The following is a 21166-nucleotide window of genomic DNA, read 5'->3' on the forward strand; positions in this document are numbered from 1 at the left end:
GGGAAGAGTCGAGGGCGCACATCGGCTTTGCTAAAGCCAAGATGGAAGAGCGGTATGCCGACTTTGTTGCTGAAGCTGACGCCCGGTTTGCCAAGATAGTTGGGACTGGGAAAACCATACGGTGGGCCGACATGCGCCGCTATGTCACGGAGCGGGCCAATGGCCAGCCTTCTGCGCACCCCAGCGCAGGCGCTGGTAGTTTGAAACTGGGCAGGTAGCCGTCGCTTCGGACTAGCGTGTAAGAAGATTCGAGCACGATGCCGCCGAAAACGCTTGGTTCGGGAATGGAGAATGTTACAAACACTCACCATGTCTTACAGGTACGCACGGTAATTTCGGGTACAGTTCCTCTTGCCGTAAATTTAACCTTGGAGCCCGCAATGACCGTCATGAAACATATCGCCGCAGCCGCTGCTGTCTCCTTCGCGCTGGCCGCGCATGCCGCGCCGGAATCGCTGCCGACCACCGGCACGCTGGTCGTGGTGCCGGCCTTTGGCGAAGTCACCCACGTCAACGACCAGGCCGTCGCCACCCTCGCCGTCGAAGAGCAGGATAAGGACAAGGCCGCCGCCGCCTCGCGCGTCAACCAGAAAATGAAGCAGGGCATGGAGATCGTCAAGAAGGAGGACCCCCAGGCCAGCCAGAAAACCCAAGGCTATTACACCTATCCGGTCTATCCGGAAGAGCGCCCGCTGCTGAATGGCCAGCAGCCGAAACCGCGCGTGCCGACCGCCTGGCGCGTCGGCCAATATCTGCAGGTCACCACCACCAATCTGGCCAACCTGCCGAAAACCGTGGCCGCCGCGCAAAAAGTCCTGGCCTTGAACGGCCTGCAATTCGGCCTGACGCCGGCGACCACCAAACAGCTGGACGATCAGCGCATCGCCGCGACTTATAAAAACCTGAACGAGCGCATCAACTCGATCGCCAGCGCGATGGGCCGCAAAGTCAGCGACGCCACGCTGGACACGGTCGACTTCGAAGGCTCAGGCAATTACGCCCAGCGCGAGTTCGCCGCCGCCCCGGCGCCGATGGCGATGCGCATGGCCAAGTCCATGGACAGCGCCGAAGTGGCCGAGCCCAGCTTCGAGCCGGGCGAAACCACGCTGCAGATGCAACTGGTCGGGAAGGTCCGCTTCAAATAAGCGTGCTGCAAGGCGGCCATTGTTCGGGTACAGTTGATTGCTGTTATATCAACTCTGGAGACCGCAATGACTGTCATGAAACAACTCGCCGCCGCCGCGATCGCTTCCTTCGTGCTATCCACGCAGTCGGCGCCGCTGGAATCCCTGCCCACCGCCGGCACGCTGGTGGTGGTGCCCGCTTTCGGCGAAGTCAAACACGTCAACGACCAGGCAGTCATCACGCTGGCCGTCGAGGAAGTGGACAAGGACAAGGCGGCCGCCGCCTCCCGCGTCAACCAGAAAATGAAGCAGGGTCTGGACATCGTCAAGAAGGAAGACCCGCAGGCCAGCCTGAAAACCCAGGGCTACTATACCTATCCGGTCTACCCGGACGAGGTGGCGCCGCCGCCGGGCCAGCCGCGCAAGCCACGCGTGCCGACCTCCTGGCGCGTGGGCCAGTCGCTGCAGGTCACCACCACCAACATCGCGGGCCTGCCGAAAACCGTCGCCGCCGCGCAGCGCATCATGACGCTGAACAACCTGCACTTCGGCCTGACGCCGGAAACCACCCGGCAGCTGGACGACCAGCGCATCGCCGCGACCTACAAGAACCTGAACGAGCGCATCAACTCGATCGCCAACGCCATGGGCCGGAAAGTCGGCGACGCGGTGCTCGACACGGTCGATTTCGAAGGCTCGGGCAACTATACCGACCGTGTCAACGTGACCGGGGCGCGGGCGTCCTCGCCGATGTTGATGAGAGCGGCCGACACCGCCGTCGAGGAGCCCAGCTTCGAACCGGGCGAAACCACGCTGCAAATGCGCCTAGTCGGCAAAGTGCGCTTCAAATAGGCGGATTTGGGTTCGGCTCCTCTATAATGATGGCGCAGCAAGACCAGATAACCATAAACGGAACCCCATGGCCAAATTCCCCCGCCGCCGAGCAAAAAATGGCGTAGCCCAAGCCAAACTGCCGAAGACCTCGCGCTTCAGCCGCTTCGCCCGCCGCGCCAGGGGCGAGGATCTCGACCGGCCGCGCCATCGCGGCATCTACCTGCTGCCCAACGCCTTCACCACCGCCGCGCTGTTCTGCGGTTTCTACGCCATCGTCATGGCGATGAACCAGAAGTTCGAGCACTCGGCCTGGGCCATCTTCATCGCCATGGTGTTGGACGGCCTGGACGGCCGCGTCGCCCGCCTGACCAATACCCAGAGCGAGTTCGGCGCCCAGTACGATTCGCTGTCGGACATGGTGTCCTTCGGCGCCGCGCCGGCGCTGGTGATGTACGAGTGGTCGCTGCGCGGCCTGGGCAAGCTCGGTTGGATCGCCGCCTTTGTCTATTGCGCCGGCGCCGCCTTGCGCCTGGCCCGTTTCAACACGAATATCGAAGTGGTCGACAAGCGCTTCTTCCAGGGCTTGCCGTCGCCGTCGGCCGCCGCGCTGGTGGCCGGCTTCATCCTGCTGATGGTCGACCAGGAAGTCTCCGGCATCGAGCTGCGCTGGGTATCGTGGGGCATCGCCGTATTCGCCGGCCTGACGATGGTGACCAATGTGCCGTTCTACAGTTTCAAGGACGTGAACTTCCGCAAGTCGGTGCCGTTCATCGCGGTGTTCCTGATCGCGCTGGTGTTCGCGCTGGTATCCATCGATCCGCCCAAGGTGCTGTTCCCGATCTTCATCGCCTACGGCCTGTCGGGCTACGCGGTGTCGGCGTGGCGGCTGGCCAAGGGCAAGAAGGTCAGCCTGATCCAGACCGACCAGGAATCGGACGATCCGAGCGAGCGTCTTTAAGCAACGAAGCATCAGTCACGGAGCCATCATGAGCAACTCATCCAACCGCCTCATCATTTTCGACACCACGCTGCGCGACGGCGAGCAATCTCCCGGCGCGTCGATGACCAAGGACGAGAAAGTCCGCATCGCCAAGCAACTCGAACGCCTGCGCGTGGACGTCATCGAAGCCGGCTTCGCCGCCGCCTCGCAGGGCGACTTTGAATCGATCAAGGCCATCGCCTCGGTGGTGCGCGAGTCGACCATCTGTTCGCTGTCGCGCGCCAATGACCGCGACATCTCCCGCGCGGCCGAGGCGCTGGCGCCGGCCGAACGCAAACGCATCCACACCTTCATCGCCACCTCCAAGCTGCACATGGAGATGAAGCTGCGCATGCTGCCGGACCAGGTGCTGCTGCAGGCGAAGAACGCGGTGCGCTTCGCCCGCCAGTTCACCGACGATATCGAATTCAGCCCGGAAGACGGCAGCCGCTCGGACGAGGATTTCCTCTGCCGCGTGCTGGAAGGCGTGATCGCCGAGGGCGCCACCACGATCAATTTCCCCGATACGGTGGGCTACGCGGTGCCGGAGATTTTCGGCGAGACCATCCGCCGCCTGCGCGAGCGCATTCCCAATTCCGACAAGGCCATCTGGTCGGTGCACTGCCATAACGACCTGGGACTGGCGGTGGCGAACTCGCTGGCCGGCGTGATGATAGGCGGCGCGCGGCAGATCGAATGCACCATCAACGGCCTCGGCGAACGGGCCGGCAACACGGCGCTGGAAGAAGTGGTGATGGCGCTGCGCACGCGCGGCGGCTACTACAACCTGGAGTGCGGCGTCGACACCACGCAGATCGTCGCGGCCTCGAAGATGGTGTCGCAGATCACCGGCTTCGCGGTGCAGCCGAACAAGGCTGTGGTCGGCGCGAACGCGTTCGCGCACGCTTCCGGCATCCACCAGGACGGCATGCTGAAATCGCGCGAGACCTACGAGATCATGCGCGCCGAGGACGTGGGCTGGACCGCCACCAAGATCGTGCTGGGCAAGCTGTCCGGCCGCAACGCCTTCAAGCAGCGCCTGCTGGAGCTGGGCATCGACCTGGAATCGGAAGCGGAAATCAACGCCGCCTTCGTCCGCTTCAAGGAGCTGGCCGACCGCAAATCCGATATCTTCGACGAGGATATCCTGGCGCTGGTGTCGGACGAGCAGCAGTCGCAGGATAGCGAATACTACCGCTTCACGTCGCTGGCGCAGCGCTCCAATACCGGCGAGACGCCGAGCGCGAAGATCGTGTTCTCCATCGGCGGCGAAGAGCATGTATCGGAAGGCAAGGGCGATGGTCCGGTCGACGCCACCGTCAACGCCATTGAATCCGAAGTGGGCAGCGGCGCTGAACTGGTGCTGTTCTCGGTCAACGCGATCAGCACCGGCACGCAATCGCAGGGCGAGGTGACCATGCGCCTGTCGAAGGAAGGCCGCATCGTCAACGGCGTCGGCGCCGATCCGGACATCATCGTCGCTTCGGCCAAGGCCTATCTGTCGGCGCTGAACAAGCTGCACTCGAAGATCGAGCGCGTCAATCCGCAGCCCTGAGCGGCGCCTGGCGCATGCTTCGGTCCACGCCGAAGCATGCGCCGATTCAAACAGCTATCTTGTCGATTCGATGACAGGAGGCTTCAATGATCAATTTAATGGAACAGCCCATGCTGGCGCTGCAAGTCCGCCGCGCCGCCGCCGATCTGGGCGACGTGATCTACGTCCACGGCTCGACGTTCGGCGCCGATCTTTCCATATTCTTCCAACTGGATGGCCGCAGGTGGGCCGATGAGCTGAACACGGCCGGCTTCAACGTGTGGGGCTTCGACTTCGCCGGCTATGGCGCGTCGGAGCGATACCCGCGGCATGACGGCACGCCCGCTGGCGGCCTGGAAGACGTGCAAGCGCAACTGCGCCGCGTGGTCTGCGCCGTCCGCGAGCGCAACGGCGGTCGTCCCGTCATGTTGCTGGCCCATTCGTGGGGCGGCACGGTGGCGGCGCGCTACGCGGGCGACCATCCGGACGGCCTCGCGGCGCTGGTGCTGTTCGCGCCGATCACAGCGCGCGGCAGCGGCTCCGAACCCGGCAATTACGTGCCCGCCGCCGCAGGCTCGGCATCGCATTACCCGCTGACCGCGTGGGCGCAATATCGCCGCTTCATCGACGATGTCCCGCGCGGCGGCGAGCAGGTCTTCGCGGAAGCGCATTTCCAGGCCTGGAGCGAGGCTTTCCTGGCCACCGATCCCGACGCCGCCGGCCGCATGCCGCCGGCCGTGATGACGCCCGCCGGCCCGCAAGCCGATGTGCGCGCGTTGCGGGCCGGGCAGGCGCTCTACAATGCTGCGAGCATCACCGTGCCCACTCTGCTGGTGCGCGGCGCATGGGACGGCGCATGCAGCGGGGCCGATGCCGACCACCTGATGGCGGCCCTGGGCAGCGTGCACAAGGAGCTCGCCACCATCGAAGGCGCCACGCACCTGATGCATCTGGAATCCGCGCGCGGGCTGCTCTACAATGCTGTCAACGCGTTTTTACTCAGGAGCGCCACATGATAGCCGTGATCTTTGAAGTGATACCCAGCACCGGCGGTTATGCCGAGTATCTCGACCGCGCGGCCCAGTTGGCGCCGTTGCTGGAAAAGATGGACGGCTTCATTTCCATCGAGCGCTTCGAGAGCATGAAATCGCCGGGCAAGCTGTTGTCGCTGTCGTTCTGGCGCGACGAAGAGGCGGTGCGCGCCTGGCGCGAGCAGGAGCAGCATCGCGCGGCGCAAACGGCCGGGCGTTCGGGAGTGTTCGAAAACTACCGCCTGCGCGTGGCCAGCGTGATCCGCGACTACGGCCTGCTGGAGCGCGACGAAGCGCCGCCGTTCCATCCGCCCGTCGCCGCACCGGACACGCCATGACGACGCCGCAACCGCGCTTCGCCCGCGTGGCCGCCGCCATCGGCGATCCGACCCGCGCGCTGATGTTGTCTCGCCTGCTGGATGGCCGCTTTTACACGGCCACCGATCTCGCGCAGCACGCCGGCGTCGCCGCGCCGACCGCCTCGCAGCACCTGAAACTGCTGGTGGACGAAGGCCTCGCGCGGGTGCGCGCGCAAGGCCGCCATCGCTACTACATGCTCGCCGACGGCAACGTCGCGCACGCGCTGGAAGCCTTGCTGCGCGTAGCCGACGGCTCGCTGCCGGAAACCACCCGCTGGCAGGCGCCCGCCATGCGCGGCCTGCGCCACGCACGCAGCTGTTACGGCCATCTGGCGGGCGTGCTGGGCGTGGACCTGTGCCGCTGTTTCGTCGATAATGGCTGGGTCCAGGCTGGCGAAGGCGATGGACACGACTACCCGCTGACAGCGGAAGGCGAGGCGCAGCTGCGGGCATTGGGCATCGTGCTGGCGGAAGGCGCGCCGGCGCGGCGCCAGTTGTACGGCTGCGTGGACTGGTCCGAACGGCGCGACCATTTTGCCGGCCCGCTGGCGGTCGCGCTGCTCGACAGTTTCGTCGAGCGCGGCTGGCTGCGCCGCAGCGACGACAGCCGCGCTTTGGAAGTATCCGCACAAGGCAAGCTTGAACTGGCCGCATGGCTCAACCCCGAACCTGAAAATTAAACATGACCAAGCAATTCGACATCGTCGCACTCGGTGAAGCAATGGTGGAGTTCAACCAGACCACGCCGGGTGATCCGAACTACCGCCAGGGCTACGGCGGCGATACCTCCAACTCGGTGATCGCCGCCAGCCGCCAGGGCGCCGCCACGGCCTACCTGAGCCGCCTCGGCGACGACCAGTTCGGCCGCATGTTGATGGCCCTGTGGAAGCAGGAGGGCGTCGACGCCAGCTTCGTGGAACTGGATGCCGGCGCGCCGACGGGTTTGTATTTCGTCCATCACGGCGCGCAAGGCCATTCGTTCAGCTACCTGCGCGCCGGCTCGGCGGCCAGCCGCATGCAGCCGCGGACGATGGATCTGCGCGTATTGTCGGCCACGCGCTGGCTGCATGTGTCGGCGATTTCGCAGGCGATTTCCGCCAGCGCCTGCGACACCGTCTTTGCCGCGATCGAGACCGCGCGCGCGGCCGGCGCGCGGGTCAGCTTCGATCCGAACCTGCGTCTGTCCTTGTGGCCGCTGGCGCGCGCACGCGCCGTCATCACGGCGACCATCGCGCTCACGGATCTGTTCCTGCCCAGCCTTGATGAAGCGGTGGCGCTGGCCGGCACCGACGACGTGCCGACGATCTTTGCCTGGTGCCGCCAGCAGGGCGCGCGCGCCGTGGTGCTGAAGTGCGGCCCGGCGGGCGCTTGGTACGCCGCCGAGGGCGACGCGCCGCAACTGGCGCAAGGCAATCCGGTGCAGGCGGTGGACGCCACCGGCGCCGGCGACTGCTTCGACGGCAGCCTGCTGGCGCGCCTCGCCGCCGGCGATACGCTGGCCGACGCGGTACGCTATGCGAATGCGAGCGCCGGCTTGTCGACGCTGGGTCATGGCGCCGTGGCGCCTATCCCCTTTGCGGCGCAGGTGCGCGCGGCGCTGGGCTGATGGATCAACGCATCAGAAGCGGAACTTGACGTAGGCAGCCGGGCCGCTCAGGCGAATGTTGAAGTCGGTCGCATCGCGTTCCCGGGTCAGGCTGATTTTGGACGAGCTGTATTCCGCCACCACGCCGACATTCGGCGTGGCATACCATTCCAGCCCCAAGGCGCCGCCGTAGATATGGCCCTGGATGCTGCCGCCGTTTTTCTTGATGCCGTTGGCGTCGGCGAACATGCGCAGCGTCGGCGAGAACGCGTGGCGCCAGCCCAGTTCCAGCAGCGGCGCATAGGCGCTTTCGCTTTCCGAATAGCGCGAGTTGCCGCTGATGCCGTTCAGGATGCCGCTGGCCGTGCCGTCCACCCGCGCGTGATAGTAGGCGGCGCCCACGCCGATGCCGAACACGTCGTTGCCGCTGCCCAGCCACCATTTATAGGCCAGGTTGGCCAGGTCCATTTTCAGCTTGGCGTTGAGCCGGCCGTTGCCAACCAGCGGAATGCCGTCGCGGTTGGTGGCGCCGCTCAGGCTCGGGTTGTAGGTCTTGTCGTAGTTGTAGTAGTCGAAGTCCAGCCCCTGCGTATCGCCCAGCAGCAGTTGCGCCTTCACGCGCGGCAGCGTGACGCGATCGGTCTTGTAGGTGCCGCTGTCGATATGGCCGTAGTTGGTGTCGCCTTCGTAGTTGACGCGCGGGTCGGTGTAGAAGGCGCCAACCGAGACGCTGGCGCGGTCCAGCGCCGGCGATGGATCGGCCCATGCCATCGCGGTGGCGGTACTGAGGGCGATCAGGGTTGCCGTGTAAATGGCGTGGCGTGCGGGAGGAGTGCATAAAGGCATGGGGTGCTCCGTAGGGTGGCGATTGAATGGCGGAATCTTATCAATCACGCTACGGAATCTGCGTCGGCGCACTCCCATATGTATCGTGGGATTGATCCTACCTTTATCGCCCCCGGCGCCCCTCGCGCTCCGGGTCGGGGCCGTTGACCATGGCCTGGACAACGCCGTTGCGGTCGAACTCCACGCTCATCACCGAGTCCCAGACGTTCTGTTCCTTGTAGCGGTAGACCCAGACGTCGCCGTCCACGCTGGCATAACGCACCTGCGCCGCCGGCCTGCCGAAGGTGCTGAGGATGGTTTGCTTGTTGTCCTTGCGCGGCCGCACGGTGGCGAACTTCTCGCTGCTGAGCACCTGTTCGAACGAGACCAGCTTGCCGTCGGGACCGATGCGCGCCATATACGTGTATTGGCCGAACGGCCCCCTGGCGTATTCCAGCATCGTGTCGGTACCGCTGGCATAGGTGCCGGTGGGCTGGCCCAGCCTGGCCTTGACGGTTTCCACCGGCTCGCCGGGCGTCACGGGTGGGGCGCCGAGGCTGGCGCAAGCGCCCAGCAATATGGGAAAAATTGCCATAAATATCATTTTTTTCATCGCAAACCCTTGAAATTGGTCCGGTTGGTGGAAGAATTGTAGCCAACACAGGATACATCCGGCGCTTTTTCCGCTATACTTCCGGGTCTGGTCTTCGGATCAGTTTTTTTTGAAGTTCACGATGTGCAGGGTTACGACTCCGCGCACCGCATGTTAAAGGTAAATATCATGACCGTAGAAAACATCAACAAAGCCGCGATCATCGCGGACAACGCCCGTGGTCAAAAAGACACCGGCTCGCCAGAAGTTCAAGTTGCGCTGCTGACCGCACGCATCAACGAATTGAACGGCCACTTCAAGGCACACAGCAAGGATCACCACTCCCGTCGTGGTCTGATCATGATGGTTAACCGTCGTAAGAGCCTGCTGTCCTACCTGAAGGGCAAAGACGCTACCCGTTATCGCGATCTGATCGCCAAACTGGGCCTGCGTAAGTAATTTTTTGCGTCATCCAGCTTAATCGAAATGCCTGCGCCAGTTTGCTGACGCGGGCATTTTGTCATTTTGCCGGTGTTAGTTGCAGCATGGAATTCCTGGTTTTTCAGCAGTAAGAAGCAAGCGTAGTAAAGGTGGCCGCACGGCTGCCTGTGGTGAGGTGAACGACAGCCCCTGAAAATCTGTCGGCAAATAGAAAGGGATTACCCATGTTTAATAAAGTTACGAAAACCTTCCAGTACGGTCAACACACCGTGACGCTGGAAACCGGCGAAATCGCTCGCCAGGCCTCCGGTGCAGTCATGGTATCGATTGAAGATACCGTGGTGCTGGCAACTGTCGTGGCGCGCAAAGACGCCAAGCCAGGCCAGGACTTCTTCCCGCTGACCGTCGACTACGTTGAAAAAACCTATGCTGCCGGTAAAATCCCGGGCGGTTTCTTCAAGCGTGAAGGTCGTCCTTCGGAAAAAGAAACACTGACATCCCGCCTGATCGACCGTCCTATCCGCCCTCTGTTCCCAGAAGGCTACCTGAATGAAGTGCAAGTGATCATTCACGTGTTGTCGGTCAACCCGGAAATCGATCCAGACATCGCCGCCATGATCGGCGCATCGGCCGCCCTGTGCGTGTCGGGCGTGCCGTTCAACGGCCCGGTCGGCGCGGCACGCGTCGGCTACGCCAACGGCCAGTACATCCTGAATCCTACCGTCGAACAACTGAAAACCTCGCAGATGGACCTGGTTGTCGCCGGTACCGAAACCGCCGTGCTGATGGTGGAATCGGAAGCGCAGCAGCTGTCCGAAGAAATCATGCTGGGCGCCGTGGTGTTTGGCCATACCGAAATGAAAGCAGTCATCGACGCGATCCACGACCTGGTGCGCGACGGCGGCAAGCCGGAAGTCGAGTGGGTTCCACCGGCGAAGAACGAAGCGCTGATCGGCCGCGTGGCGCATTTCGCCGCCAGCAAGATCAACGAAGCGTATCAGACCAAAGACAAGCAGGAACGTACCGCCAAGCTGAAGGCCGCCACCAGCGAAGTGCTGGCCGACCTGTCCGCTGAAGCGGCGGCATCCGGCGCCGCGCCGGTCGATGCAGCCGAAGTGAACAACATCCTGTTCGACATCGAAGCCAAGATCGTCCGTACCCAGATCCTGGACGGCGAGCCACGCATCGACGGCCGCGACACCCGCACCGTGCGTCCGATCTCGATCCGCACCTCGGTGCTGCCACGCACCCACGGTTCGGCGCTGTTCACCCGCGGCGAAACGCAGGCGCTGGTGGTTGCCACCCTGGGCACCGCACGCGACAGCCAGAAGATCGACGCGCTGATGGGCGAGTTCACCGACTCCTTCATGCTGCACTACAACATGCCACCGTTCGCCACCGGCGAAACCGGCCGCGTCGGCACGCCTAAGCGCCGCGAAATCGGCCACGGCCGTCTGGCCAAGCGCGCGCTGATCGCCGCGCTGCCATCGGCTGACGAGTTCAGCTACGCCGTGCGCCTGGTGTCGGAAATCACCGAATCGAACGGTTCGTCGTCGATGGCTTCGGTCTGCGGCGGCTGCCTGGCGCTGATGGACGCCGGCGTTCCAATGAAAGAGCACGTCGCCGGTATCGCGATGGGCCTGATCAAGGAAGGCGGCAAGTTCGCCGTGCTGTCGGACATCCTGGGCGATGAAGATCACCTGGGCGACATGGACTTCAAGGTTGCCGGTACCCGCAACGGTATCACCGCGCTGCAGATGGACATCAAGATCATGGGCATCACCAAGGAAATCATGCAAGTGGCGCTGGCGCAAGCCAAGGAAGGCCGCGAGCACATCCTGGGCGAAATGCAAAAAGCCATGCCGCACGTGAAGACCGAACTGTCGGACTTCGCACCGCGCCTGATCACCATCAAGATCAATCCTGAGAAAATCCGTGACGTGATCGGCAAGGGCGGCGCAGTCATTCGCGCGCTGACCGAAGAGACCGGCACCCAGATCGATATCAGCGACGAAGGCGTGGTCACCATCGCTTCCGTCGACGCTGCCGCCGGCCAGGAAGCCAAGCGCCGCATCGAAGAGCTGACCGCATCGGTCGAAGTAGGCAAGACCTACGACGGCGTGGTGCTGAAGCTGCTGGACTTCGGCGCGATCGTCCAGGTCATGCCGGGCAAGGATGGCCTGCTGCACATCTCGCAGATCGCCAACGAGCGCGTGAACGCCGTTGCCGACTACCTGAAAGAAGGTCAGGCAGTGCGCGTCAAGGTTCTGGAAACCGACGACCGCGGTCGCCTGAAACTGTCGATGAAAGCCGCCGCTGAAGAAGCCGCAGCCGCCGCCGTACAGTAATCTCGGACTAGTCTGATCGAAGCCGCACTGTGTGCATGCGATGGCCAAGGCCATCGCATTGCCACAGGGCGGCTTTTTTTCGCCTGAGCTTTCCGCGCTGTGCCCGGTCCAACCACATCATGGGCACCCTATACGAAGACGATTGACCACTGCCCAAAGCGCGCGAACGGGCTTTGAGCAGTTATATCGACGAATTATTTTCCGTCGTAAGTGACGCGATAAACACGTCCGCCGTAGTCGTCCGACACCAGCATCGACCCGTCGGCCAGCGTGGCCACGTCGACCGGGCGGCCCACCACTTCCTCGCCGCGCAGGAAGCCGTCGATGAAGGCGGTGTCGGTGACGACCTTGCTGTTGTACAGCGTAATCAGACGCACGCTGTAGCCGCTCTTGGTGCTGCGGTTCCACGAACCATGCTCGGCGATGTAGACGTTGTTGCGATACGCTTCAGGGAACTGCTTGCCGGTGTAGAACGTCAGTCCCAGCGGCGCCACGTGCGGGCCCAGCTTGGCGACCGGCGGTTCAAATTCCTCGCAGGTGCGGCCCTTGGCAAAATCCGGATCCGGCACCACGCCGCCGTGGCAGTAAGGGAAGCCGAAATGCATGCCGGCTTTGGGCGCCACGTTCAGCTCGCATGACGGCGTGTTGTCGCCCATCTCGTCGCGGCCGTTATCGGTGAACCACAAGACCTTGGTGGTCGGATGGAAGGCGAAGCCCACCGTGTTGCGCACGCCGCGCGCATACTCTTCCAGCTGGCTGCCGTCGGCGTTCATGCGGTAGATCTTCGAGCTCTTGGTGTCCTCGGTATCGCAGACATTGCACGGCGCGCCGACCGGGATGTACAGCTTGCCGTCCGGCCCGGCCTTGATGACCTTCTCGCCATGCCACTTGTCGTTCGGCAGGCTGACCTTGACCACTTCATACGACGGTTTTTGCGCATAGCGCTTGTCGATATTGTCGAAGCGGATCACGCGGCCGATCTCGCCCACATACAGCGCGCCGTTCAGCAGCGTCACGCCGATCGGGTTTTCCAGGCCTTCGACGATGGTGACCACGTCGGCCGTCTGCTTGTCGGCGCGCGGCACCAGCGCGTAGACCTTGCCGGCCTTGCGCGAGCCGACATAGACGATGCCGCTGTCCGACACCACCATGCTGCGCGCGGTCGTGACCTGGTTGGCGTAGACGCTGATGTGGAAGCCCTTCGGCAGCTTGAAGCCGCTCAGGTCCGGCACGTTCTGCTGCGCCTTGGCCGCGGCCGCCGCGGCGGCTGCCGCCGGCGTCAGGGCGGGGGCGGCGGGCTTGCCGGCGTTGGTCGCGATCAGTTCAGCCAGCGACGCGATCTGCGCCGCGCTCAGGGTCGGCGACCAGGCCGGCATGTCCTTTTCCGGCACGCCCTTGCTGATGACCTTGATCAGGTTGGCCTTGGTCGGCGCACCGTGCAGCCAGTTGTGCGCGCCGAGGGGCGGACCGACGGCGCCTTCCATCTTGGCGCCATGGCAGACGGCGCAGTTGGCCTGGTAGAGTTTTTCAGCGGCGGACAGCGCAGGCTCGGCCGCCTGGGCGGCCAGCGACGCGATGGCCAGGCACGCCAGGGCGGCGATGCGAAGGGCAGGATGTTTCATGGACGTTTCCTTTTGGTGGCGAATTAGTGGACTGTAACGCTTAAATCGGTAGCGCCTGCCGCGCAGGCAACGCGCAGGCGCCTTGCCCTGCACGCCGCCTGCGCGTCCTTCGCTCCCAATTTAAACGTTACAGTCCACTGGTATTGTGCCAGTCTCTGCCGTGGATGGCCACGTTGCCAGGCACTATCCATGAAAAAAGCTTAGCGCGCCCCTATCCGCAGGCGCGGTTCGGACCCTGTGGTGCGCTGCGCCGCAGCCGGGCGCTGCCGCGCCGTAGTGATGGAACGCACACCAGCCGTGTGGACCGGACCGTCGACCTTGAACACGCTGACCAGTTCGGCCAGGTGGCTGGACTGGCCCTGCAGCGATTCCGCCGCCGCCGCGGCCTGTTCCACCAGGGCCGCGTTTTGCTGCGTCACGCCGTCCATTTCGATGATGGCCCGGTTGATCTGCTCGATGCCGGCTTCCTGCTCGGCGCCGGCGTGCATGATCTGCTGCATGATGTCGCTGACGCGCTTGACGCTGGAGACCATGTCGGTCATCGTCAGGCCGGCCTCGTCCACCAGCATGGCGCCGTTGGCGATGGTGTCGACCGACACGCCGATCAGGTGCTTGATGTCCTTGGCGGCACTGGCCGAACGCTGCGCCAGGTTGCGCACCTCGGTGGCGACCACTGCAAAGCCGCGTCCCTGTTCGCCGGCGCGGGCTGCTTCCACCGCCGCGTTCAGCGCCAGGATATTGGTCTGGAACGCGATCCCGTCGATGACGCCGATGATGTCGACGATCTGCTTCGACGAAGCGGTGATCGATTCCATCGTCGTCACCACTTCCGCCACCACGTCGCCGCCGCGCGCGGCCACGCCGGAGGCGGCCGACGCCAGCTGGTTGGCCTGCCGCGCGAACTCGGCGTTCTGCTTGACGGTGGCGGTCAATTCCTCCATCGACGACGCCGTCTCCTCCAGAGAACCGGCCTGCTGCTCGGTGCGGGAGGACAGGTCCATATTGCCGCTGGCAATTTCGTCCGACGCGGTGGCGACGGCCTCGGTACCGGTGCGCACCTCGCTGACGATGGCCGCCAGCCGTTCGCGCATCGCGGCGATGCTGTGCAGCAGGCTGGAGCGGTCGCCAGGCAGCAGGTCGACCTGCACGGTCAGGTCGCCGGCGGCGATGCGGTCGGTGATGCCGGCGGCATAGGCCGGCTCGCCGCCCAGCTGTTTCAGCAGCGAACGGCTGAACAGCCAGCCCAGGCCCAGCGCCAGCAGCACAGAAGCCGTGCTCAGCACCAGGATGGTCCATGCCGAACCGGTGCTGCGGACATGGATGCCGGTGCCGATCTCATCGATCACAGCCTTCTGGCGCTCGATCAGCGCCGTCATGCCGGCCAGGTAGGCTTCGCTGGCGGGCATGAATTCCTGTTCGATGATCTGGCGGGTCTTGTCGGCGTCGCCGCCGGCTTTTTCCGCCAGCACGCGTTTGCGCACCGCCTGGTATTGCAGCCGTTTTTCCAGGGCGGCGGCGAACAGCGTCTTGGCCGTCGGGTCCGTCAACAATTCGCCGATTTGCCGCTGGTCCGCCTCGGCCTGTTTGGCGCTGCGGGCGATGCCGTCCTCAAAAAAACGCTGCACGGCCGGATCGCCCGCCTTGGCCGCCGCCAGCCCGCGCTGCAGGTTGGCCTCGACGATGGATTTCCAATGGGTGATCAAGCGTTCGACCTGCAGGCGCCGGGTCAGCAGGTTGTCGGTGTCGGCGGCGGTGCTGCTGATGCTGAGCCAGCTGGTGAGCGCTATCGCCAGCAGCAGCAGCAAGGTGGCGCCGAAGCCGATAGCCAGCCGCGTGCCGACCTTCATATCAGAAAATTTCATAGTTCATCCTTGCTTTAAACGGGACAGGCCGGGAAGGCGGGTAATGCGCGAGAACGTTGGATTGGATTGTAAGCAATATTAGTTTCGTTAATGCATTTTAATCTCTTTGATGAAAATGCGTTGGGGGCCGCCAGTTTTTTGATTTTGCGGATGTACAATGCCGTGCCAGCGTCTGGCGGAGGAGAAGAAGTGATCGTTGATTTTGATGTGGCGTTTGAAGACCATGTGCTGAAGGGCGACCAGTTTGTCGGCAGCGGCAGCAATCGCATCCTGTACCTGCACGGCGCGGGCGCGAGCAGCCGCCACGGCCATCGCCTGTTGCGCGGGGCATTGCAGCAGCGAGGCCTGGGCAGCACCTGCTTCGACTGCATCGGCCACGGCGAGACCGGCGGCGCGCTGGCGCAATCGTCGGTGGCCAGCCGCACGCGCCAGGCGCAGGCGGTGGCCGATGCGCGCGGCCTGCCGCAACCGCTGGCGGTGTTCGGCGCCAGCATGGGCGCCTACAACGCGATCCGCATGACGCAAAGCCATCGTATCGATGCGCTGGTGCTGATCGTCCCAGGCGTCTACACGCCGGATGCGTACGAGGTGCCGTTCGGTCCCGCATTCTCGGCGGTGATACGGCGCGAGCGCAGCTGGGCCGACAGCGACGCGTGGGACATCCTGTCGCGCTTCGAAGGCCGGCTACTGGTTATCGCCGCCGAGAACGACGCCACCATCCCGCTCGAGATTCCCGAACGCCTGGTCGCCGCCGCCACGCGCGCGCAATCGCGCCAGCTGCACGTGGTGCAGGGCGCCGAGCACAATCGACTGTGGTCGCTGCTGGCGGAAGAGCCTTCCCGCTTCGAGAGCGCCGTCGATATGGTGGCCGCTATGCTTACGTAAGATCAATCCGCTGGTCGGGAAGCCGCTCTATTGTCGAGGGAATTCGTTTGTAAAACCTCGCTGGATAGGCTATTTTTACCATGATACGTTCGTTTGCGAGCCGAGAGACTGAAATGCTGTTTTTCAGCCGCCAAGTTCCGCGCTTCAAGAATATAGAGCGGGTGGCTCGTCGAAAACTTCAGATGCTACATGCCTCCAGCAGGCTGGAGGAGTTGCGTGTCCTGCCAGGGAGCAGGCTGGAGACGTTGTCGGGTGACCGGATTGGGCAGTTCAGCATCAGAGTTAACGACCAATGGCGGATTTGTTTTCATTGGGTAGATGATGACGCCTACGACGTCGAAATCGTCGACCATCACTAGGAGGTTGACATGGATTCGCAGCCTCAAGAAATTCATCCCGGTGAAGTGCTGCGCGAGGAATTCATGCGCCCGCTGGCGTTGTCCGATGCGGAACTGGCGGTCGGCCTTGGGATTCCACTGCTGCAGATTAGCGCAGTCATCGAAGGACGTGCACCGATCACCATGAATCTGGCAAGCCGAATGGCTGCTTATTTCAAAGTCAGCGCTCAGTTCTGGTTGAATCTGCAAACCGAGTATGACGCCCGGATGGCGGCTAAGTCTGCATCGAGATAAATGGCGGAAGGCAGTAGGAGTCGAACTTACAGGGGAGCGTCTGACGCCCCCCACCGGGTTTGAAGCCCGGCCCCATCACCGGATGGGTATGCCTTCCCTGGAACTAGTCGCCACTGTACGACCACACGGCGTTCGGTCGTATCAAGTGGATGTTACCCACGCGCCGAGTATAGCCGACGCGATCGAAGAACTCCAATATCTGTATAGCCCGCTTTCGACCCAGCCCGGTGGCGTCGCGGAACGATGGCGCCTGTACTTCGGGCAGCGTCGCCACCAGCCGCGCCAGCTGATCCAGCGGCTGTGGATGATAAAACAGGTCCGGCACCAGCTGGCTGATCTCTCCCGTCTTGGAGAGCTTGAGCAGCAGGCGCCGCACCTCGGCTTCCGCTATGCCATGGTCGCGCGACAGGTCGCGTACCCACGGCGGATCGAAGGCGCCCGCGAGCAGGGCGGCCAGCAATGGCGCGACCTGCGCCTTTTCTGTTTCGCTCAGCTCCACGCTGTGCGACGGCAGATGCAGGCTGCGTCCGCGTTGCTTCACCTGCCCGGCGGCGATCAGCGTTTCGATCAGGCGGCTCCACAGGCGGTCTTCCATCTCCGGCGCGACGATGCGCTTCAGTCGCCACAGTTCCGGGCCGGCGTCGTCCGGCGCGCGGGCGTGGAATTCGGCCAGTCCGCCGAGGATGCGTGTTTCCAGTACCCGCACTTCGGCGGCGGCGATCAGCAGCGCGTCGCCGCCTTGCAGCGCGACTTCGATGGTCTCCGCCGGCAAGGTGATTTGTTCCGCCGGCAGCTGCGACAAGCGCACCAGCGCCGACATGCGCAAGCCCAGCGGACTGCTTGCCAGCAGGGACGCGATGTCGCCGCTGGCGATGTATTCGGATAGCGCCTGCAGCCATGCCAGCCGCGCCGCGCTGCGCCGCTTGCGCGCCGGGCCGAACGGATCGATCACCATGCCGCCGCCGATGGTGGCCGTCGCTTGCGCGTTGCGGATGACGAAGCGGTCGCCCGGCACGGCGTGCACCGGCGCATCGAGCACCAGTTGCACGCGGCCGGTCTGACCCGGCGTCAGCACGTCACCGTCCAGCATCACGACGTTGGCGGTATGGTGCGCGGCCCCCAGATGGACGTGCAGCGGCGACCAGGGCTTGAGCGTCTGGCCGCAGTCCGGCATCAGGGTCAATTCGGCGTCGAAACGCTCGGAGCACGCGACGAGGGCGGGAGCGACCACCCATGTACCGCGCTCGATCTCTTCTTTTGCGGCGCCGCCCAGGTTGAGCGCCAGGCGCTGTCCGGCGCGGCCGCTGTCGGCGTTGCGGTTCTGGGCGTGGATGCTGCGCACCCGTACCTGCTGACCGCCCGGCGCCAACTGCAGCATGTCGCCGACGTGCACGCTGCCCGCCAGCGCGGTACCGGTCACGATGGTGCCCTGGCCGGATAGCGTGAATACGCGGTCCACGCCCAGCCGGAACAGGCGCCGCTCGGCGCTGGACGGCAGCGCGGCGGCCATCTGCGATAGATGACGCAGAAGTGCCTTCACGCCGGCATCGCCTTCGTCGCTGGCGTTGGTGCGGAAGATCTGCGCACTGTGGAAATCGGTAGGCGCCAGCAGCGCGCGGATGTCCTGCTCCACCTGTTCGATGCGCGGCGTATCGACGCGGTCTATCTTGGTCAGCGCCACCGCGCCGCGCCGCACGCCCAGCAGGCGCAGAATGGCCAGATGCTCCAGCGTCTGCGGCATGATGCCGTCGTCGGCGGCGATCACCAGCAGCGCGGCGTCGATGCCGGTGACGCCGGCGGCCATCGTGCGGATGAATTTTTCGTGGCCGGGAACATCGATCACGCCGAGAATGTCGCCATTTTCCAAAGGCGCGTAAGCGTAGCCCAGTTCGATCGAGATGCCGCGCGCTTTTTCTTCCTTGAGCCTGTCGGTGTCGACGCCGGTGAGCGCGCGCGTGAGCGTGGTCTTGCCGTGGTCGATGTGGCCTGCGGTTCCGACGATCATATGGCCAGTAGCGCCAGTTGATCGGTGAAGCGCTGGCGCTGGTGGTCGTCCAGGCAGCGCAGGTCCAGCCACAGCGCATCCTGCGCAACGCGGCCTATCACCGGCAGCGGCAACGCGCGCAGGCGCTGCTCAAGAACGCCCAGTGCGTTGCTGATGCGGCCAGTGGCTGCGGCGCGTATCACCAGTCCGTGGCTGGGCAATTGGTCGACGGGCAGGGCGCCGCTGCCGATCTGGCTCATCATCGGTTCGGAGGCGACTTCGTAGCCGGTGCCGAGCACCGCTTGCAGCTGCGGCTGCAACGCCTGTGCCAGCTCGCGCATGGCGGCGGCGGGACGAGTCAGCAGTTTCAGGGTGGTCAGGCGTTCCGGCAACAGGTCCGGTGCGCGGTATAGGGCGAGCACGGGCTCCAGAGCGGCCAACGTCAGTTTGCCGACGCGCAGTGCGCGCTTCAGCGGGTTTTTCTTGATCTGCGCGATCAGGTCCGCACGGCCGACGATGATGCCGCATTGCGGGCCGCCGAGCAGCTTGTCGCCGCTGAAGGTGACCAGGTCGGCGCCGCCGGCGATGGTTTCGCGCACCGTGGTTTCGTGAGGCAGGCCGTATTGTTCAAGGTCGACCAGCGTGCCGCTGCCCAGATCGACGGCCAGCGGGATGCCATGCTTCTTCGACAGCGGGCCGAGCTCCGGCAGCTCGACGCTTTTGGTGAAGCCGGTGATGGCGTAGTTGGAGCAATGGACCTTCATCATCAGCGCGGTCTGCGGGCCAGCCGCTTCGGCGTAGTCCTTCAGGTGGGTGCGGTTGGTGCTGCCCACTTCGCGTAGCACCGCGCCGGCACGGGTCATGATGTCCGGAATGCGGAAGGCGCCGCCGATTTCCACCAGCTCGCCGCGCGAGACGATCACCTCCTTGCCTTGCGCGACGGTGTTCAGCATCAGCAGCACGGCGGCGGCGTTGTTGTTGACGATGGTGGCCGCTTCGGCGCCGGTCAGTTCCAGCAGCAGTTCCTCGATCAGGTTGTCACGGTCGCCGCGCTTGCCGGTGTCGATGTCCCACTCCAGGTTCATCGGCCAGCGCAGGGCTTCGGCCACGGCTTGTACGGCGCTGTCGGGCAGCAGGGCGCGGCCAAGGTTGGTGTGGAGGACGGTGCCGGTCAGGTTGAAGACGGGCCGCAGCGGTGAACGGTTGCGGTCGCGCAGACGGTCGTGCAGCATGGCCAGCAAGGCGGGGATGCCGGTGTCGATCGCCGGGGCGACTGGCACGCCGTCGCGGCGGCTTGCCAGCATGATGCCGCGTAGTTCGGCCAGCAGGACGCGGGCCGCTTCCAGCGTTTGCACGCGGCCGTATTCGGCGATCAGCGGCTCGCAGGCGGGAGCGGACAAGATCAGGTGGACGGCGGGGAGGTGGATGGCGCCTGCACCGGCAGCCGCGACTCCCGCATCGGCTGGCTGGGTGCTCATTCGGCGTTGAACCACAACAGGGGATTGCCGCTGGCGCGGGAATAGCCGGCTTCGCCGACCAGCAGGTCCAGCGCCAGGCTGGCCAGGTCGTCGGCCAGCGGTTCGACGTTGTAGTCATGCTCCTGGTTGAATATCTTGCGATAGGTATGGCAGTCGTCGCAGGTTTCGGCGCGCGCGACCTTGCTCGGATCGTTGGCCTTGTTAACCACCTCGGGCGCGGTGGTCGTATCGTCGGATGGCGTCAGGCTCTGGTAGGCGATCTTCGACGTATGCTCGCAGCACGAACACTTCACCCGCACCATATGCCACTCGCTGGCGCAGCAGCTGCATTGCAGATAGCGATAGCCTTGCGACTGCCCGCCGATGCGGATCACGCTCGCCACCGGATGCGCGCCGCACACCGGGCACAGGGTATTGGTCACCAGCGGCTGCACGCGTTGCGCATCCAGCTGGCTGGCGCGCATGGTCCAGACCACCTGCAGCGCCGCGGCCACAAACGGTGCATGCAATGGATTGACGCCATCGGTCAGTTCCGACAGCACGGCGTCGGCGCAGCCTTCCAGCTGCGCGCTTTCGAGCCCGCGCAGTTCGGCCAGCACGGCGGCGATCTGCGGCTGGTTCTCCACCACCGGCTCCAGATGATCGAGCAGCGCCGCGAACACCGAGCGCCACGACGGCGGACGCGCACCGCTGACCGGCAGCGGCGGCATATTGTGTTCGAGCGACAGCGCGATGTCGGCATCGTCCGGCAGCGCGAACGTCTGCTCCGGCAGCGAGCGGGTGGCGGCAGCCTGCGCGTCGACCAATGCCGCCATCAGCAGCAGATAGCCGCTCAGCGTTTCGCCGACGGGAATTCCCTGGATTTCGTTCTTGGCAAGCTGACGCAGGCGCGCGGCGCGCGCGGGGAAAAGACTGTGCGCTTGCGGCAGCAGCAGGCGGGGAATGGCGTTGTGATCGAGCGATTCGATCTCGCCGGGGGCAAGCAGGCGTTGTACCAAAAATGTCTCCCAGAGTACCGGCGGCGGGAGGGCCGCCGGCTCGGGAGCTATTT

The 21166-nt window shown here is 64.4% G+C and carries 20 protein-coding genes and 1 tRNA gene; 13 read left to right on the forward strand and 8 right to left on the reverse strand.

The window, feature by feature from the left end:
- The first annotated feature begins 380 nt into the window (after positions 1-380).
- From ABWW33_RS16440 to ABWW33_RS16475, 8 genes are all read left to right on the forward strand, one after another.
- On the forward strand, positions 381-1145 hold the full coding sequence (locus ABWW33_RS16440; protein ID WP_353402884.1) for an SIMPL domain-containing protein: 765 nt from the start codon (positions 381-383) through the stop codon (positions 1143-1145).
- Between the two features lie 66 nt (positions 1146-1211).
- Entirely contained in the window at positions 1212-1976 is a 765-nt protein-coding gene (locus ABWW33_RS16445; RefSeq protein WP_176651859.1) for an SIMPL domain-containing protein, read from the forward strand.
- Between the two features lie 67 nt (positions 1977-2043).
- A complete protein-coding gene (gene pssA, locus ABWW33_RS16450; RefSeq protein WP_176651858.1) occupies positions 2044-2916 on the forward strand; it encodes a CDP-diacylglycerol--serine O-phosphatidyltransferase in 873 nt (290 codons plus the stop codon).
- 28 nt (positions 2917-2944) lie between these two features.
- Positions 2945-4492 carry a 2-isopropylmalate synthase gene (locus ABWW33_RS16455; protein WP_176651857.1) on the forward strand — a complete coding sequence of 516 codons (1548 nt, stop codon included), beginning with the start codon at positions 2945-2947 and terminating at the stop codon, positions 4490-4492.
- Positions 4493-4578: 86 nt separating this feature from the next.
- Positions 4579-5487 (forward strand): alpha/beta fold hydrolase, encoded by a 909-nt coding sequence (locus tag ABWW33_RS16460; protein ID WP_353402885.1) that lies wholly within the window; start codon positions 4579-4581, stop codon positions 5485-5487.
- Positions 5484-5840: an antibiotic biosynthesis monooxygenase family protein gene (locus ABWW33_RS16465; protein WP_176651855.1), complete on the forward strand. Its 357-nt coding sequence runs from the start codon at positions 5484-5486 to the stop codon at positions 5838-5840. Before ABWW33_RS16460 ends, ABWW33_RS16465 begins: the two co-directional genes overlap by 4 nt.
- Positions 5837-6541: an ArsR/SmtB family transcription factor gene (locus tag ABWW33_RS16470; protein WP_176651854.1), complete on the forward strand. Its 705-nt coding sequence runs from the start codon at positions 5837-5839 to the stop codon at positions 6539-6541. The genes ABWW33_RS16465 and ABWW33_RS16470 overlap by 4 nt, the downstream gene beginning before the upstream one ends.
- Before the next feature lie 2 nt (positions 6542-6543).
- Entirely contained in the window at positions 6544-7467 is a 924-nt protein-coding gene (locus ABWW33_RS16475) for a sugar kinase (protein WP_176651853.1), read from the forward strand.
- A 12-nt stretch (positions 7468-7479) separates the two neighbouring features.
- Here ABWW33_RS16475 and ABWW33_RS16480 read toward each other — a convergent pair whose 3' ends face one another.
- Together ABWW33_RS16480 and ABWW33_RS16485 are read right to left on the reverse strand one after the other, a co-directional pair.
- Positions 7480-8292: a hypothetical protein gene (locus ABWW33_RS16480; RefSeq protein WP_353402886.1), complete on the reverse strand. Its 813-nt coding sequence runs from the start codon at positions 8290-8292 to the stop codon at positions 7480-7482.
- A 103-nt stretch (positions 8293-8395) separates the two neighbouring features.
- The gene (locus tag ABWW33_RS16485; RefSeq protein WP_353402887.1) at positions 8396-8866 is read right to left on the reverse strand and encodes a hypothetical protein; all 471 of its coding nucleotides are present in this window, start codon (positions 8864-8866) and stop codon (positions 8396-8398) included.
- A gap of 186 nt (positions 8867-9052) precedes the next feature.
- On the opposite strand from ABWW33_RS16485, the gene rpsO reads away from it, so the two are divergent.
- Positions 9053-9322 carry a 30S ribosomal protein S15 gene (gene rpsO / locus ABWW33_RS16490; RefSeq protein ID WP_008450438.1) on the forward strand — a complete coding sequence of 90 codons (270 nt, stop codon included), beginning with the start codon at positions 9053-9055 and terminating at the stop codon, positions 9320-9322.
- Positions 9323-9528: 206 nt separating this feature from the next.
- On the forward strand, positions 9529-11652 hold the full coding sequence (pnp, locus tag ABWW33_RS16495) for a polyribonucleotide nucleotidyltransferase (protein ID WP_353402888.1): 2124 nt from the start codon (positions 9529-9531) through the stop codon (positions 11650-11652).
- Positions 11653-11846: 194 nt separating this feature from the next.
- Here the strand turns inward: pnp and ABWW33_RS16500 are convergent, their stop codons facing one another.
- Positions 11847-13274, reverse strand: a complete 1428-nt coding sequence (locus tag ABWW33_RS16500; RefSeq protein ID WP_353402889.1) for a PQQ-dependent sugar dehydrogenase — start codon at positions 13272-13274, stop codon at positions 11847-11849.
- 200 nt (positions 13275-13474) lie between these two features.
- The gene (locus tag ABWW33_RS16505) at positions 13475-15136 is read right to left on the reverse strand and encodes a methyl-accepting chemotaxis protein (RefSeq protein ID WP_353402890.1); all 1662 of its coding nucleotides are present in this window, start codon (positions 15134-15136) and stop codon (positions 13475-13477) included.
- 189 nt (positions 15137-15325) lie between these two features.
- On the opposite strand from ABWW33_RS16505, the gene ABWW33_RS16510 reads away from it, so the two are divergent.
- From ABWW33_RS16510 to ABWW33_RS16520, 3 genes are all read left to right on the forward strand, one after another.
- Positions 15326-16021 (forward strand): alpha/beta fold hydrolase, encoded by a 696-nt coding sequence (locus tag ABWW33_RS16510; RefSeq protein ID WP_353402891.1) that lies wholly within the window; start codon positions 15326-15328, stop codon positions 16019-16021.
- A gap of 80 nt (positions 16022-16101) precedes the next feature.
- Positions 16102-16380, forward strand: a complete 279-nt coding sequence (locus tag ABWW33_RS16515) for a type II toxin-antitoxin system RelE/ParE family toxin (RefSeq protein ID WP_353402892.1) — start codon at positions 16102-16104, stop codon at positions 16378-16380.
- Between the two features lie 9 nt (positions 16381-16389).
- Positions 16390-16653, forward strand: a complete 264-nt coding sequence (locus ABWW33_RS16520) for a HigA family addiction module antitoxin (protein WP_176651845.1) — start codon at positions 16390-16392, stop codon at positions 16651-16653.
- A 1-nt stretch (position 16654) separates the two neighbouring features.
- Here ABWW33_RS16520 and ABWW33_RS16525 read toward each other — a convergent pair.
- The 4 genes from ABWW33_RS16525 to fdhE all read right to left on the reverse strand — a co-directional run bounded on the left by ABWW33_RS16525 (position 16655) and on the right by fdhE (position 21113).
- Positions 16655-16750 (reverse strand) — tRNA-Sec (locus tag ABWW33_RS16525).
- A 6-nt stretch (positions 16751-16756) separates the two neighbouring features.
- Positions 16757-18658, reverse strand: coding sequence for a selenocysteine-specific translation elongation factor (selB, locus tag ABWW33_RS16530; RefSeq protein WP_353402893.1), 1902 nt, complete (start codon positions 18656-18658; stop codon positions 16757-16759).
- Positions 18655-20115, reverse strand: coding sequence for an L-seryl-tRNA(Sec) selenium transferase (gene selA, locus ABWW33_RS16535; RefSeq protein ID WP_353402894.1), 1461 nt, complete (start codon positions 20113-20115; stop codon positions 18655-18657). Before selA ends, selB begins: the two co-directional genes overlap by 4 nt.
- A complete protein-coding gene (gene fdhE / locus ABWW33_RS16540) occupies positions 20112-21113 on the reverse strand; it encodes a formate dehydrogenase accessory protein FdhE (protein WP_353402895.1) in 1002 nt (333 codons plus the stop codon). Before fdhE ends, selA begins: the two co-directional genes overlap by 4 nt.
- Between the last annotated feature and the right edge of the window lie 53 nt (positions 21114-21166).

The organism is Duganella hordei (assembly GCF_040369125.1).
GTDB classification, from domain to species: Bacteria; Pseudomonadota; Gammaproteobacteria; order Burkholderiales; family Burkholderiaceae_D; genus Rugamonas; species Rugamonas hordei.

Coding starts and splice junctions, on each gene's coding strand:
- ABWW33_RS16520 (WP_176651845.1), top strand. CDS start 16,390: ATGGATTCGCAGCCTCAAGAAATTCATCCCGGTGAAGTGCTGCGCGAG.
- rpsO (WP_008450438.1), top strand. CDS start 9,053: ATGACCGTAGAAAACATCAACAAAGCCGCGATCATCGCGGACAACGCC.
- ABWW33_RS16480 (WP_353402886.1), bottom strand. CDS start 8,292: ATGCCTTTATGCACTCCTCCCGCACGCCACGCCATTTACACGGCAACC.
- ABWW33_RS16460 (WP_353402885.1), top strand. CDS start 4,579: ATGATCAATTTAATGGAACAGCCCATGCTGGCGCTGCAAGTCCGCCGC.
- ABWW33_RS16500 (WP_353402889.1), bottom strand. CDS start 13,274: ATGAAACATCCTGCCCTTCGCATCGCCGCCCTGGCGTGCCTGGCCATC.
- pnp (WP_353402888.1), top strand. CDS start 9,529: ATGTTTAATAAAGTTACGAAAACCTTCCAGTACGGTCAACACACCGTG.
- selB (WP_353402893.1), bottom strand. CDS start 18,658: ATGATCGTCGGAACCGCAGGCCACATCGACCACGGCAAGACCACGCTC.
- ABWW33_RS16470 (WP_176651854.1), top strand. CDS start 5,837: ATGACGACGCCGCAACCGCGCTTCGCCCGCGTGGCCGCCGCCATCGGC.
- ABWW33_RS16475 (WP_176651853.1), top strand. CDS start 6,544: ATGACCAAGCAATTCGACATCGTCGCACTCGGTGAAGCAATGGTGGAG.
- ABWW33_RS16455 (WP_176651857.1), top strand. CDS start 2,945: ATGAGCAACTCATCCAACCGCCTCATCATTTTCGACACCACGCTGCGC.
- ABWW33_RS16505 (WP_353402890.1), bottom strand. CDS start 15,136: ATGAAATTTTCTGATATGAAGGTCGGCACGCGGCTGGCTATCGGCTTC.
- ABWW33_RS16465 (WP_176651855.1), top strand. CDS start 5,484: ATGATAGCCGTGATCTTTGAAGTGATACCCAGCACCGGCGGTTATGCC.
- selA (WP_353402894.1), bottom strand. CDS start 20,115: ATGAGCACCCAGCCAGCCGATGCGGGAGTCGCGGCTGCCGGTGCAGGC.
- ABWW33_RS16485 (WP_353402887.1), bottom strand. CDS start 8,866: ATGGCAATTTTTCCCATATTGCTGGGCGCTTGCGCCAGCCTCGGCGCC.
- pssA (WP_176651858.1), top strand. CDS start 2,044: ATGGCCAAATTCCCCCGCCGCCGAGCAAAAAATGGCGTAGCCCAAGCC.
- ABWW33_RS16445 (WP_176651859.1), top strand. CDS start 1,212: ATGACTGTCATGAAACAACTCGCCGCCGCCGCGATCGCTTCCTTCGTG.
- ABWW33_RS16440 (WP_353402884.1), top strand. CDS start 381: ATGACCGTCATGAAACATATCGCCGCAGCCGCTGCTGTCTCCTTCGCG.
- ABWW33_RS16515 (WP_353402892.1), top strand. CDS start 16,102: ATGATACGTTCGTTTGCGAGCCGAGAGACTGAAATGCTGTTTTTCAGC.